This window comes from Streptomyces luteoverticillatus (assembly GCF_003970715.1).
Classification (GTDB): Bacteria; Actinomycetota; Actinomycetes; order Streptomycetales; family Streptomycetaceae; genus Streptomyces; species Streptomyces abikoensis.
Genome location: NZ_CP034587.1, coordinates 842014 through 856056, shown reverse-complemented (window position 1 = coordinate 856056; position 14043 = coordinate 842014). Strand labels below are relative to the sequence as shown.

The following is a 14043-nucleotide window of genomic DNA, read 5'->3' as shown; positions in this document are numbered from 1 at the left end:
CATGACGACCACGACGCCTCCCCGGATACGGGTCGACGAACGGGTGATGGGCGCGGGCACGACGGTGCGCTTCGTGCTCCTGATGGTCCTGTTGCTGGTGAGCTGCTGGAATGTGATGGGAGGCATCACCCGCCGGTTCGCCCTCCGGACCGGCTTCGACCACTACGGCTGTCTTTTCGCCGCCGGGGGCGATCCGTTCGACGGCGACGTCGCGCGCGACTTGGTGGCCGCGAAACTCCAGGCCCCGGCCTTTCAGGCCTGCCTCGACCGTTACGAGCCGCCGCTGGCCTGGTGGGTGACCCTTTCCTGGCCGGTGCTGCTCGTGGTCGTGGCCTGGGCGCTGTTCCGGGGCGTCCCCGCCTGGAGGACGCGGCGCGGCAGGGTCGTCCCGCTGGCGGCCGTCGACCCCGACGGCACGATCCTGCGGCTGGTGGAGGAGCTGGCGACGGTGGCCGGGCTGAGCCGGGTGCCGCGCGTCGTCGTCGATCCGGCGGCGGCCTCGACCGGCGCGGTGGTGCTGGGCAGCGACCGCCGTCCGACGGTGCGCCTCCACGGGGGCCTGCTCGCCCGCAGGCACACCGATCCGGAGGGCTTCCGGGCGGTGCTCCTCCACGAACTCGCCCACATCCGCAACCGGGACGTGACGCTCACCTACGTCACCCTCGCCGTGTGGTGGGCGTTCGTCGCCGTGGTGCTCGTGCCCGCGGTGGTGGTCCTCGTCAGGAGCGCCGTCTCCATCGCACCGCAGTTCCAGGACGTCCAGGTCCCGTCCGTGGTGAGGAGCTTCGGGCTGCTGGGCTTTCTCGTCGTGCTGGTCTATCTCGCCCGTGCGGACGTGTTGCGCAGCCGGGAGATCTACGCCGACCTCGCGGCGGTGCGCTGGGGCGCGGATCGCGGTGGCTGGGCGGTCACGACACCGGACCCGCCGTCGACCGGGTGGCGGCGGGCCGCCGGGGCCCTCGCGGAGCTGTGGCGCACCCACCCGAGGTGGGACCTCCGCCGGCGGTCCCTCGACGACCCCGTCGTACTGTTCGGCGTGCGGGCCCTGCCGCTCTTCCTGACCGGGGCCGCCGCCACGGTGATCACCTCGCAGGCGCGCCAGGAGGCGCACGCCGCGAACGCCGGGTGGGCGGGCCACGCGTGGGTACTGGCCTCGGCCGCGCTGGTCGTCGGAGTGCTCGGCGTCTCGCTGTGGCGGGGGGTGGCCCACGCCGTGCTCACCTCGCGCCGGGTGCCGTCCGGGGCGCGCGCGGGGCTGTGGCTGGGGGCGGGGATGGCCGTGGGCGAACTGGTCGTGGACGACGTGACGTCGTTCACCTGGCTGCCCCCACGGCCCTGGGTCCTCGCGCTGGTGGTGCTCGCGGGAGGGGCGTTCGCGTGGTGGGCCACCCAGTGCGCGCACCTGTGGATCCGGGCGTGGCCCGGCCGGACGATCCGCCCGCCGATGCTGCTGGGGCTGGCGGCCATGTGCCTGGTGCTGTCGGCGTGGTTCGAGTGGTGGCAGCGGACCGGCACGTTGTACGCCGCCGGAGGGCCCTTCGACACAGGGGGCTTCCTGCAGTCGTCGGGTCTGGAGTCCATCGCCGAGCCGTACCGGTCCCTGCCCGCCAAGGTGCTGCTGGAGACGCAGGGGGTGGCCGGTCAGCCCCTCGTCCTCCCCGCGGTCGCGACGTTGTGGGTCGTGCCGTTGCTCGCCTGGGCGATCGGCCCGGCCACCGCCCCGCCCGGCTGGATGCGGGACGCCACCGGCGGCGGCGCCGTGGAGACGGACGGGGAGGGCGTGCCGCCGTTGCGGCGGGTGCTCCTGGCCGTGCTGCTCGGCGGGGTGGCGGCCTGTGCCGCCCTCGCGGGCGCGATGGCCTTCCTCCACGCCCGGCGGGCCCCCGAGGGCCTGACGATCCTCGATGTGGTGGCCTACTGTGGATGGATCCTGGTGGCCCTCGGGACGGGGGCGGCGGTGGCCGCCGTCGCCGCGAGCGCGTCGGCCGGGCGCTACCGGCTGCTCGTCGCGCTCGTCGCGGGCGAGGCGGCTGTGGCGGCGGGCTGCGCCGCGACGTTCGTGCTCGCCTCCTTCGACGGATGCGTCCCGCCGCTCGGCACGCTCGCCCGGACCTGTGATTGGCGCCCCGAGGTGCCCTGGCCGCTCTACCAGCTGCTGCTGGGTCCCGCTCTGTTGCTGGGCGCGGTCGTCGCCGTCGTCGCGGCCGCGGCCGTGTCGGCGGTCGGGGCCGTACGACGGCGGCCCGCGTCGCGCGGCGCCGTCGCCCCAAGACGGGCCCCACGACGGCCCGTGCGGCCCGTCCACCGCGTCGTCGCGGTGGGCCTGCTGTGCGCCGTGGCGGTGGGCGCCACCGTGGCGGCGGGAGTGTTCCGGGCGGGGAACGGCCAGGGCCTCGACGACAGGGCGCGCGGCCACGAGCCGGCGATCACTGAGGGCCGTGCGGATGCGGCAGCCGGCCTCGCAGGGCCGCCCGTATCCGCCCGGACCCGGGAGATCCAGGTGCTCGCCTGGCACATGTACGGCGGGGAAGAGCTGATCAAGCGCTTCATGACCGGCGCGAAGGGCTTCTCGGGCCTTCTCGCGGCCGGGCGGGGCGAGGTGTCCGAATCCCGTGTCCGCCCCTTCTGCGAGGACTTCGGGAGGGTCGCGCGGGACGCCGGCGCGTTCTTCCGGGTGCCGGAGCCGCGGGCCGCGGAGCTCTGGAAGGAGTTCGTCGCACAGGTGGAGAAGACGGGCCGGACGTGCGGTCAGGCGGTGGAGCAGTCGAACGGCCGGCTCCTGGAGCGGTCGATGAGCGAGCTCGTCGGGGCGGCCCGCCTGGGCGACGCGGTGCTCGCACGGACGAAGGCGGTGGCGGAGGAGGGCGACATCCGGTAGACGCCCCGCGCCACCGCCTTCGTCCCCGGCGTCAGCCCAGAGTGACGGTGAGCAGCGAGTACTGGGCGACTGTCAGCGGAACGCTCACCGTTGCGCCGTCCGCCGTGAAGGGCACCGCACGCGGAGCGGGCGATGCCGCGTCAGGCGAGCTGACGGTCGCCCCCAGCACCTTCTTCCCGGCCGGCACCGTCAGCGCGACCGTGCACGCGGCGGGCGTCGTCCTGAACGTGGCCGGCACGTCGCCGAACCCCGTGAAGTTGACCAGCTGGACCACCACGTCACCGCCCAGCCGCCCCATCTCCAGATGGATCCGGTCGTCGCCGCTCAGCGTCACCGAAGGCGGCGCGGCGGCCCGTACCGGGGCGAGCAGCAGCTCACCCGCCGCCTTGTCGGCCGTGTCCAGGTACGCGTGCCCCGGCAGGGACTTGACGTACCTGCACGTCCCCGCGCCGAACCGGTTCTGCTTGCTGTCCGGCAGGGCGTCGCCCTTGCGGAAGCCGAGGACGTCGGCGAGCGCGTACTCGCTCCGGGCCGTGCCCAGCTCGTCCAGCGCCGTCGGCGCCGGGCCGGTGATCACGACGGTGCCGCCGCCCGCGACGTACCCCCGCAGCACCGCCGCCTCCGCGTCCGAGACCGCCTGGAGGTTGGGCAGCAGCACGACCTTCAGCCCGGCCAGATCGGCGGCGGTCAGCCCCGGGCTGGTGACGGTGACGAACGGGACGTGCGCGTACACCAGCGCCTTGACCGTGCCGCGGAACTCCCCGAGCCACGCCTGCCGGGCGCAGCTCTCCTCCGCGCTGCCCGAGCTCCACCACTCCTTGACCCCGGCCGGCTTCTTGACGTTGGCGTACATGCCGGTGCCCGGCGAGGGGCTGACGAAGTCCCGTGAGGCGGAGGAGTGGTAGACGCCGACCTCGGCGGCGGTCGTGGTGGTGTAGAGCTTCTCCTGGTTGGCCGCCACGAAGGCGTACATGCGGGTGCGCATGGCCTTGTCGGTGGTCTCGTTCTTGAACGGGCTCTTGACCTCGTACGGGTTGCAGCCCGCGGCCAGCAGCTCGGCCATCACCAGGGACGCGTCGTCGGCCTTCCAGCCGTAGGAGAACGCCCAGGCCGGCTTGGTGCCGCTGGCGGCCCGCGCGTACTTGTACATGGAGATCAGGCAGGTCCAGTCGGTGGCGGTGGCGTGGCGCATCCCGTCGTAGTTGGCGAGGATGTCCACCTCCCACATCTGGCTGACGCCCTCCGCCGTGCGCAGGTACGCGCCGTCGAGGCCGACCAGCGTGGCGTACTGGTAGTCCATGCTGACGGTCTCGACGAACGTGACGAGGTCGGGGTTGACGGCCCGGCCGGCGGCCGCGATGTCGAGCTGCCACTGGTGGAGGTTGCGGTGGCGCCATTCGACGTAGCGGCGGAAGGTGAGGCTGGTGAAGTCGGCCTTGGGGGGCAGGGCGAGGCCGGTGTCTGCCTTGAAGGCGGTCGCGGCCCAGGAGGAGCCGTCGCACCAGCTCAGCGCGCCGTCGAAGTAGATGGGGACGTCGGGCCAGATGGCGTCGAGGCCGGTGCCGGCGAGGGCCTTGATCCGGCCCAGGTAGTAGTCGCGCCAGGGGGAGTTGGGGCTGAGCCAGCAGCTCTCGTCGCCCGGGTCCACCCAGACGACCAGGCTGCCGTAGAAGACGTTGGGTTTGCCGTCGAGGGAGCGCTGGACCCAGTCCTTGCCCCGGTCGTTCTTGTAGAAGGAGCGGCCCTTCTCGCCGCCGACGCTGATGAGTTCCATCGACGGGTAGTACATGACCACGCGGAGGCCCGCCGCGTGGGCGAGGCCGACGAAGTCCCTCACCTTGCCGACGTGCTGGGTGAACTCCTGGTCCGTCAGCCAGTTGGACAGGATGGTGTCGAGCTCGATCACGCTGACGTTCTGCGCCTTGAGGGCGTCGATCACCGGTTTCATGTCCCGGACCGGGTCGGCGTCCTCGTCGAACGTCCCGTCGGCCAGCCGGGCGAACCGGCTCCACTCGGGGAAGGCCCCCGCCCGTACGGCGGGCGCGGCCCACGCCGCCCGGTCCAGCGGCAGCGAGGCGGGTGCGGCGGGTGAGGCGGCCGAGGCGGGGCCGGCGAGCGCCGGGTGCTGCCCCACCACGGCGGCGCCCCCCACCCCCAGCCCCGCCCGTAACAGCCCTCTTCGGCTCATTCTCCGGGGCACGTCCATGACTTCGTCCTCCTGAGGTGACGTCCGTCGCCGCTGTCGCGGCAGTCGCGCGAATCAGCGATTGTGCTGGGAATCCGGCGGGAGGGAAGAGTTCCGGCAAGACCGCGCCCACATGCGCCGATTTGCCGGAATTCAGAACGTGCGTAGCATTTTGTCGTGGTGCGGATACGGATACCGGACGGCCCGCCGCGGCTCGCGGCGGGCCCACTGGGCCTCGCGGCGGGCCCACTGGACTGGTCCCTGGTGAGCGGGTGGATCCCGTTCGCCGTCCTGGCCGCCGGCCTCTGCGCCCTCGCCGCCCTGTTCTTCTCGCGGCGGCGCGTGTGGCGGGCCCGCTGGGCGCCCGCGGCCGTGGTGCTCGCCGCCCTGCTCACCCTGCTCCTCCAGGTGGCCGTCGACGACTGGCTCCAGCCCTTCCCCGACCCCCTGCCCACCGAGGTCGTCCTCTGGGCGGGCGTCGCCGCCCTCGGCCTGTGCCTCACCGCCTTCCGGCTGCCGCTGCTGCGGCCGCGCCACTGGCTCCCGGCCGTGCTCGCGGGCCTGCTCGTCGTCCTCATGGGCGCCTCGCAGATCAACCGCCACTTCGACCAGTACCCGACGGCGCGCAGCGCCCTCAACGCCTGGCTGCAGAAGACCACCCGCCTCTCCGAGGCCACCGGCACCGCCGGGCCCACCCTGGCCGTGCCGCCGGGCAAGACGCTCTCCGAGGTGTGGCGGCCCCCGGCGGGCATGGCCGACACCGGCACGATCTCCCGGACCGACATCCCCGGCACCGTCTCGGGATTCAAGGCCCGCAGCGCCTATGTCTATCTGCCGCCCGCCTACAAGGCCACCCCGCGCCCGCTGCTGCCCGTGCTCGTCCTGATGGCCGGTCAGCCGGGCTCGCCCGACGACTGGATCAACTCCGGCCGGCTCGTCGAGATGATGAACGCCTTCGCCCGCGACCACCGGGGCCTGGCCCCCGTCGTCGCCGTCGTGGACCCCCTCGGCTCGCAGTTCGCCAACACCCTCTGCCTGGACTCCCGGCTCGGGAACGTCCAGACCTACCTCGCCACCGACGTCCCCGACTGGATCCGCTCCCACCTCCAGGTCGCCGGCGCCCGCACCTCCTGGGCCGTCTCCGGCCTCTCCTTCGGCGGCACCTGCTCCCTCCAGCTCGGCGTGAACGCCCCCCAGGTCTACGGCGTCGTCAACGACATCTCCGGCCAGGACGCGCCCACCCTCGGCAGCCGGCAGAAGACGATCGACAAGGCCTTCGGCGGGGACGCGGCCGCCTACGAGAAGGTGAACCCGCTGGACGTGCTGGCCCGGCAGCGCTTCCCCGACACCAAGGCCGCCTTCGTCGCCGGCAGCGACGACAGCACCTACCGGCCACAGCAGCGGAAGGCCTACGAGGCCGCCGTGAAGGCCGGGATGCGGGCCGAGTTCGTGCTGCTGCCCGGCGGCCACAGCTGGGCCGTCTGGCGCCCCGGCCTGGAGCGGCAACTGCCCTGGCTGTCCCGCGAGACGGGACTGATCCGGTGAGCGCGCCCGGCGGCGGCCCGGCCGCCCCGCCACCCGTGCCCGCGCCCGGCGACGTGCCCGGCGTCGGCGACAGCGCCCACCCCTGGCGGGCCACCCTCGACCGGCTCCTCGTACCCGTCCGCCACGCCCCCTTCACCCTGGGCTTCCTCGCGGTGCTGTGGATCGTCGGCGCCGTCACCGGCTCCCTGGGCTCCGGCCCCCGGCCGCATCGCATGGAACGGATCGCCGTCGGCGTGCCCGCGCTCGCCGAAGGCCGCTGGTGGACGCCCGTCAGCTCCCTGCTGTGGTGCCCCGGGCTCGGCGCGTACATCGGCTCGACCGTCATCGTGCTGCTGCTCGTCACCCCCGCCGAGCGGCGCCTGGGCGTCGCCCGCGCCGCCGCCGCGCTCCTCGGCGGCCAGATCCTGGGCACCCTGCTGGGCGTGGGGGTGGTGAAGCTCGGCTCCCTCGCGGGCGAGCAGTGGCTGGACAGCCTCACCCAAGACCTGTCCGTCACTCCCACCGTGGGCGCCCTCGCCGCCGGAGCCGTCCTCAGCTACCGGCTCACCGCCCTGTGGCGGCGCCGGGTACGGCTCGGCATCGTCGCCTTCTCCCTGGTCATGGCCCTGTACGTGGGCCACCTCCAGGGCGTGCTGCGGCTCGGCGGCGCGGTCGCCGGGCTCGCCGTGGGCGCCCTGCTCCTGCGCCGACGCGGCCCCCTGCGGCCGCTGCACTCCTCCCACACCGAGGCCCGGGTGCTCGTCGCCCTCGTCGTGGCCGCCGCCGCGATCGGGCCGATCACCGCCATCCTCTACAAGGACGCCTACGGTCCCTTCAGCACCTTCAACGAGCTCTACGTCTCCACCCGGCCCAGCGCCCAGGACGTCGCCGACGCCTGCGCCCAGTCGGTCCGCGACTGCCACGCCGCCCACGCCGTCCGCGGCTTCTACGACTCGCCCGCCATCGCCATGGCCGTCGTCGTCCCCGTCGTCCTCCTCGTCCTCGCCGAGGGGCTGCGCCGGGGGCTGCGGCTCGCCTGGAGCCTGGCCGTCCTGCTCCACCTCGGCTGGATCGCCCTGTTCGCCTACTGGCTCCACGACTTCCTCGGCAACCCCTCCGCCTACGGCGCCGAGCCCACCGAGCACGTGGACTACGTCCAGTACTTCGCCGAGCAGATGCTGCTGCCCGTCCTGGTGCTGCTGCTCCTGCTGGTCACCCGTAAACGCTTCGACCTGCGCCTGCCGCGCTCCGCCCTGTGGGGCCTGGCCGCCGTGGCCGGCGGCGCTCTGCTGCTGGCGTCCGCCGCGTACGTGGGCATCGGCTGGGCCGTGCGTGACCAGTACGACCCGGAGGCCGGTTTCGGCCTGCTGCTGAGCGGCCTGGTGTCGGAGTACCTGCCGCCCGCGTTCCTCGGCTACTTCACGGACTGGCCGGTGCCGGTGGGCGGCACGGCCGAGACGCTCTACCGCTACTGCGGGCTCCTCTTCTGGCTGGTGACCCTGATCGCGCTGCTGATCACCTTCCGCAGGCCCCGGCTCCACACCGACGCCGACGCGGCCGTGCGCGCCCGCGAACTGCTCGTCGCGCACGGCGGCTCGACGCTGTCGTACCTGACGACCTGGGACGGCAATTACTACTGGTTCGCCGCGAACGGCCGCACCGCCGTCGCCTACCGGGTCATCGCCACGGTGGCGCTGACCACCGGCGACCCCTTCGGGGTGCCGGAGGAGCGGGTGGACGCGGTGGGCGGCTTCGCCCGCTTCTGCGACGAGCGCGGCTGGACGCCGTGCTTCTACAGCGTCGGCGCCGCCACCCGCGAGGCCGCCGAGCGGCTGGGCTGGCGCTCGGTGCAGGTCGCCGAGGACACCGTGGTGCCGCTGCCCGACCTGGCGTTCACCGGGAAGAAGTGGCAGGACGTGCGCACGGCGCTGAACAAGGCGAAGAAGGAGGGCGTCACCGCCGAGTGGTGGTCCTTCCCCGACGCGCCCGTCGCCGTCACCGACCAGATCCGGTCGATCTCCGAGGAGTGGGTCGCCGACAAGGGCCTGCCGGAGATGAACTTCACCCTGGGCGGCCTCGACGAGCTGGACGACCCGGCCGTGCGCTGCCTCCTCGCCGTCGACGCCGAGCACACCGTGCACGGCATCACCAGCTGGATGCCGGTGTACGAGGAGGGCAGGCCCGCCGGCTGGACGCTGGACTTCATGCGGCGCAGGGCGGACGGCTTCCGCGGCTCGATGGAGTTCCTGATCGCCTCCGCCGCGCTCGGCTTCAAGGAGGAGGGCGCCCGTTTCCTCAGCCTCTCCGGCGCCCCGCTGGCCCGCAAGGCGACCGAGGAGCCACCGGTCGCCCTCCAGCGGGTCCTCGACTACGGAGGGAAGATGCTGGAGCCCGTCTACGGTTTCCGGTCGCTGCTCGCGTTCAAGGCGAAGTTCCAGCCGCGCTACCGGCCCATGTACATGGCCTACCCGGACCCGGCGGCCCTGCCCGCCATCACCCGGGCGGTCAGCAAGGCGTATCTGCCGCACTTGACGGCCGTCCAGGGGGTGCGGCTGGTGCGGCAGTTCTCGGCGTAGCTCTAGGCTCCTCCAGTGGCGCACGGGTGCCACGCACAGCCAGGGGTGACGGGTGACGGGCGAGAGGGGCCACGTGGCACACGAGAGCGGGATCGCGACGGCCAGGGAAGCGGCGGACGACGGCCTGGTGCTGGCCTTCGGCCGGCTCCAGGGGGCCGCGAACCGGCTGGAGTACATCCTGGGCCGGGCGATCGAGGAGGAGTGCGGGATCAGCCACCTGATGTTCGAGGTGCTGCTGATCCTGGGCCGGGCCGGGGAGGCGGGGCTGCCCATGCGGGCGATCGCCCAGGAGCGGGTACTGAGCACGGGCGGGGTGACCCGGCTGGTGGACCGGATGGAGGCGGCGGGCCTGGTGGTCCGGGACGCCGACCCCGGCGACCGGCGGGGCCGGCTCGTCCGGCTGACCCCGGCGGGGGAGGAGACGGCGGTCCGGGCCGCCCGGATCCACCGCGAGAACATCCGCCGCTTCTTCCTGGAGCCGCTGCCGGAGGCGCACCGGGAGCGGTTCGCCGAGGACCTGAAGGTCCTCAGCCACGCGGCGAGGGACGCGCTGCCGCGACTGCGCTGAGGGCCGCGCCGAGGAGTGCGGTCGGCCGTCCGGAATATCTGACTGAGCAGATACTGTTGTGGCAGGTGAATAGCTCGCGTCACACCCTCCTGGAGGCACCCCCCATGAAGCTCGTCTACGTCTTCGACGCCTACTGCGGCTGGTCCCACGGCTTCTCGGCCACGCTCACCGAGACCGCCCGGCGCCACCCGGAGCTGCCCGTGGAGGTCGTCTCCGGCGGACTGTTCACCGGCGCCCGCCGCGTGCCGATCCGCGAGTTCGGCTACGTCCAGGGCGCCAACGCGAAGATCGCTGAGCTGACGGGGGCGGAGTTCGGCGCGGCCTACGACCGGCTGATCGCGGACGGCTCCTTCGTCATGGACTCCGAGGCCGCCGCGCGCGGCATGGCCGCCCTGCGCCAAGCCGCCCCGGACCGGGCCGCCGAGCTGGCCGCCGCCCTCCAGGACGCGTTCTACGCGGACGGGCTCAGCCTCTCCGAGGAGAGCACCTACCGCACCGTCGCCGAGGCCGCCGGCCTCGACGCGGACGCCGTGGCCGCCGCCTTCTCGGCACCCGGCGCCGCCAAGGCCGCCCGCGCGGACTTCCGCCGCGCTGCGGAGTACGGCGTCCAGGGCTTCCCGACGCTGCTCGCCGTCGACGGCGAGCGTGTCACGGTCCTGGCCGTGGGACACGCCACGGCCGACCAGGTCGCGGCGCGGCTGGTGGCGGCAGGGAGCTAATTCAGCCCGTCCGGCGCTTGAGGACAGAGCACAGCAGCCCGTCCGGCGCTTGAGGACAGAGCACAGCAGCCCGTCCGGCGCTTGAGGACCGGGGTCCGGGGCGGAGCCCCGGGAAACGGTGAAAGGGCGGGACCGGGGCAAGTCTTCCCCCGGTTGCGACCTGCGGCACCCCGCCTAGCCTGGGAAAGCACCATGGCCCGCACCCCGCCCGCAGGCGCGGCCCGCCGCGCCGCCTGGGCCACCCTCGCCGGCTGCGCCGGCTTCTACGGCTTCGCGCACGCCCTCGGCGACCGCACCGTCGGCCTCTACGCCACCTTCGGCGTCCTCCCGCTGGTGCTGTTCTCGCAGATCCCCGGCCCCGCCCGGCACCGCACCCGCGTCCTCCTCGCGATGGTGCCGGTGGGCTGGATCATGGTCACGTCCGGCACGCTGCTGGCCGTGCGCGGCTGGGCCGCCGCGGCCGGCATGTTCGTCGTGGGCTTCCTCGTCGCCTTCGCGGCGACGGCCGGGCCCGGCCCGGCCGGGCTGAGCGTGGCCTGCCAGCTCTTCTACATCCTGCCCTGCTTCCCGCCCTACGCTCCCGAGACCCTCGGCTCCCGCCTGGCGGGCCTGACCGCCGGCATCCTGCTCACCGCCCTCGTCGACCGGCTGCTGGACCTCCTCGGCCTGCGGGAGCCCCCGCCCACCCCGTACCGGGTGCGGCTCGGCCGCGCGACGGCCGCCGTGGCCGACAGCTGCGCCGCCGCCGCGCGCGGCGGCGAGGACGTCCGGCCCGCCGCCGAGCTGGCGCTCCAGGAGGCGCGTCCCTCCCGGATCCCACCCGCCGAGCGCCCCACCTCGCCCTCCGCCCGCGATCGCGCCCTCAACCACACCCGCGCGTGCGTCCGGCACGTCCACGACCAGCTCGACCGCTTCTGTCGCGGCCCCGGCGCCCCCGGCCCCGCCGGACCCGACGACCCCGCCACCGCCCTGCTGGAGCGCACCGCCACCGCCCTGCGCCCCGTCGCCACCGGCCTGACCAGCGGCACTCCACCCCCCGACGGCAACGACGGCAACGACGGCAACGACGGCAACGACGGCAACGACGGCACCGACGACGACGCGCTGCGCCGTGCCGTCGCCGCCTTCGACGCCGTCCGCGCGGACGAGATCCCCGGCGCCCCGCCCGAGCGGCTCCGCCGCGACGCCGTCGTCCGCTCCGCCGCCGAGGGCGCGCGGCTGGCCGGCCAGGCATCGCGGATCGCCCTGGGCGCCCGCTCCACGACGGCCGGGGCGGGGCGCGACGGACCGTTCTGGTACGCCGCCGTGCCCGCCCCCGAGCTGTGGTGGCACCGGATGCGGGTGCACCTGACCCTCCGCTCGGTCCACCTCCAGAACGCCCTCCGGGTGGCCACGGCCATGGCAGGCGCCCGGCTCCTGGTCGGCGCCCTCGGCCTCTCGCACGGCTTCTGGGTCCTCCTGGCCACCCTCAGCCTCATGCGCACCTCGGCCGCCGACACCCGTACCGCCCTGCGCCCCGCCGTCACCGGTACGACCGCCGGGGCCCTGCTCGCCGCCCTCGCGCTCCGCGCCGTCGGCGACGTACCGCTCTTCTACGCGGTCGCGCTGCCCGTCGTCCTGCTCGTCGGGTTCACCGCGGCCCCGCTGCTCGGTCCCGCGTGGGGGCAGGCGACGTTCACCGTCGTCATCGTGCTGATGTTCGCCCAGCTCTCCACGCCGCAGTGGCAGCTGTCCGCCGTGCGCCTCGTCGACGTCCTCGTCGGCGGCGCGATCGGCGTCCTGGCGAGCCTGCTCGCCTGGCCGCGCGGCGCCGGGGGCGAACTGCGCTGCGCCGTCGCCGACTTCCTCGCCGCGGGCGCCGCCGGGTGCCGGGGCGTCACGGACCTCCTCTGCGGCCGCCCCGCGCCCGCCGACCCCCTGCGCCCGGTCCGGGTGGCCATGCTCCTGGCCGAGGCCTCGTACTGCCAGTACCAGGGCGAACGCCTCCTCCGGCGCGCCGTGGACCCGCCGTGGGAGATGGCCATGCTGGCCGGCTACCACATGCTGCGCGGCGGCGAACTGATGCTCCTGCGGCAAGGCGCCGCCCTCGGGGCCACCCCGCTCTCACCCGGAGCCGCCGCCGAACTGACCTTCCTCGCCGACCGCGTGGCCGACGACGCCCTCCGCGCGGCCGAGGCGCTGCGCGCCCCCGCCCCGCCGCGCCCGGCCCCCGGCATCCCCGGCCCGCCCCCGCGCCCCGCCGCCACGTCGGGCCTCCTGCGCGGCGCCGCCCTGCACGCCGGGCACGTGGACGCCGCGCGCGTCCTGCTGACGGTGGACGCGGAGGCCTGGCTGACGGGCGTGGCGGAGGACGTCGCACGGATCGTCCGCGCCCCGTACGCCGTCACCCGTTCGGGTTAGTCCGCCCCGTGGCCCGCATGCCCCCTCCCCGGCCGTGCGCATGCTGATGGCGGGGCCTTCTCCAGCGTGGGCCCGGCATTCAGTGAGGAGAACGCCATGTCGCTCATCGACACGCTCAAGGGCCTCGTCGGCAAGGGGAAGGCCGCCGCGGCCGAGAACCCCGAAAAGGTCGAACAAGCGGTGGACAAGGCCGGGACGTTCATCGACGAGAAGACCGGCCACAAGTACTCCGACAAGATCGAAAAGGGCAAGGAAGCGGCGAAGAACGCCATCCCCGGCGAGGGCGAGCCCGAGACACCTCCTCCGCCCGCCCCGGAACCGCCCGCGCAGCCCTAGGCGCGCGCCTATCGTGGAACGCGTGGGCGGACGCGACGACGCGTGCGCGAAAGCAAGACGCGTGAGAGGCGCGAGAGGCGGTGGCGACGTGCCGGATTCCGCGACGAGAGTGACCGTGGTGGTGGCCGACGAGCACCCCGCCTACCGCGAGGGCGTCGTCCGGGGCCTGCGCGCCGACGGCCGTATCGACGTGCGGGCCGAGGCCGAGGACGGCGTCGCCGCGCTGACCGCCATCCGGGAGCTCGTCCCGCACGTGGCCCTGATCGACTACCGGCTGCCCAAGATGGACGGCGTCGCCGTGATCCACGCCGTCGTCGGGGAGGGCCTGCCGACCCGGCTCGTGCTGCTGTCGGCGGCCACCGACGCGACCGTCGTTTACCGGGCGCTCCGGGAGGGAGCCGCCGGGTACCTCGCCAAGGACGCCAAACGGCCCGAGTTCGTCGAGGCGGTGCTGGCGGCCGCCGACGGCAGGCCGGTGCCCTCGGAGGCCGGTCCCCGGCCGGCTGCCGACGGGGACGCCGCGGCCCTCTCCGAGCGCGAGCGGCAGGTCCTGCGCGGCTTCGCCGAGGGAAAGGGCATCCCCCAGCTCGCGGCCGAGCTGCGACTGGCGGCGAGCACCGTCAAGACCGTCACCCACCGGCTGTACGAGAAGCTCGGCGTGCCCGACCGGGCGGCCGCGGTCGCCGAGGCCGTGCGCCGGGGCCTGCTCGACTAAAGCCCGCCGAGGGCTCAGCGCTTCGCGGGCTCGGACGACGCTCCGGTTGCGTGTGCCCCGGGGATCCGGTCGACTGGCCTGACCGGTGCCTTCCGGCCACCGGACGCTCGGGTTCCCGAGATCGGTGAGGTGTTGTCGTCCG

9 protein-coding genes are annotated in these 14043 nt (G+C 74.3%); 8 read left to right on the top strand and 1 reads right to left on the bottom strand.

Annotated elements, in window-relative coordinates; translation table 11 throughout:
• The first annotated feature begins 1 nt into the window (after nucleotide 1).
• Nucleotides 2–2878, top strand: coding sequence for a M48 family metalloprotease (locus tag EKH77_RS03475; RefSeq protein WP_126912963.1), 2877 nt, complete (start codon nucleotides 2–4; stop codon nucleotides 2876–2878).
• Nucleotides 2879–2909: 31 nt separating this feature from the next.
• On the opposite strand, the gene EKH77_RS03470 is transcribed toward EKH77_RS03475, so the two are convergent.
• Nucleotides 2910–5084, bottom strand: coding sequence for a hypothetical protein (locus tag EKH77_RS03470; RefSeq protein ID WP_164737730.1), 2175 nt, complete (start codon nucleotides 5082–5084; stop codon nucleotides 2910–2912).
• A gap of 156 nt (nucleotides 5085–5240) precedes the next feature.
• Here EKH77_RS03470 and EKH77_RS34270 point away from each other — a divergent pair, with 156 nt between their 5' ends.
• The 7 genes from EKH77_RS34270 (at nucleotide 5241) to EKH77_RS03435 (ending at nucleotide 13901) form a co-directional block, all read left to right on the top strand.
• Nucleotides 5241–6608 (top strand): alpha/beta hydrolase, encoded by a 1368-nt coding sequence (locus EKH77_RS34270; RefSeq protein WP_206279805.1) that lies wholly within the window; start codon nucleotides 5241–5243, stop codon nucleotides 6606–6608.
• Nucleotides 6605–9163 (top strand): bifunctional lysylphosphatidylglycerol flippase/synthetase MprF, encoded by a 2559-nt coding sequence (locus EKH77_RS03460; protein ID WP_126912962.1) that lies wholly within the window; start codon nucleotides 6605–6607, stop codon nucleotides 9161–9163. The genes EKH77_RS34270 and EKH77_RS03460 overlap by 4 nt, the downstream gene beginning before the upstream one ends.
• A gap of 73 nt (nucleotides 9164–9236) precedes the next feature.
• Complete coding sequence (locus tag EKH77_RS03455; RefSeq protein WP_126912961.1) at nucleotides 9237–9731, top strand: MarR family winged helix-turn-helix transcriptional regulator; 495 nt, start codon at nucleotides 9237–9239, stop codon at nucleotides 9729–9731.
• 104 nt (nucleotides 9732–9835) lie between these two features.
• Nucleotides 9836–10450 (top strand): DsbA family protein, encoded by a 615-nt coding sequence (locus EKH77_RS03450; protein ID WP_126917857.1) that lies wholly within the window; start codon nucleotides 9836–9838, stop codon nucleotides 10448–10450.
• 192 nt (nucleotides 10451–10642) lie between these two features.
• Entirely contained in the window at nucleotides 10643–12850 is a 2208-nt protein-coding gene (locus EKH77_RS03445; protein ID WP_126912960.1) for an FUSC family protein, read from the top strand.
• A 96-nt stretch (nucleotides 12851–12946) separates the two neighbouring features.
• Nucleotides 12947–13186, top strand: a complete 240-nt coding sequence (locus tag EKH77_RS03440; RefSeq protein ID WP_126912959.1) for an antitoxin — start codon at nucleotides 12947–12949, stop codon at nucleotides 13184–13186.
• 88 nt (nucleotides 13187–13274) lie between these two features.
• Nucleotides 13275–13901: a response regulator gene (locus tag EKH77_RS03435; protein WP_126912958.1), complete on the top strand. Its 627-nt coding sequence runs from the start codon at nucleotides 13275–13277 to the stop codon at nucleotides 13899–13901.
• The last annotated feature ends 142 nt before the right edge of the window (nucleotides 13902–14043 follow it).

Bases quoted from the DNA above. Each gene is read 5' to 3' on its own strand.
- EKH77_RS03475 (WP_126912963.1), top strand. From the start codon at position 2: ATGACGACCACGACGCCTCCCCGGATACGGGTCGACGAACGGGTGATG.
- EKH77_RS03470 (WP_164737730.1), bottom strand. From the start codon at position 5,084: ATGGACGTGCCCCGGAGAATGAGCCGAAGAGGGCTGTTACGGGCGGGG.
- EKH77_RS03450 (WP_126917857.1), top strand. From the start codon at position 9,836: ATGAAGCTCGTCTACGTCTTCGACGCCTACTGCGGCTGGTCCCACGGC.
- EKH77_RS03445 (WP_126912960.1), top strand. From the start codon at position 10,643: ATGGCCCGCACCCCGCCCGCAGGCGCGGCCCGCCGCGCCGCCTGGGCC.
- EKH77_RS03440 (WP_126912959.1), top strand. From the start codon at position 12,947: ATGTCGCTCATCGACACGCTCAAGGGCCTCGTCGGCAAGGGGAAGGCC.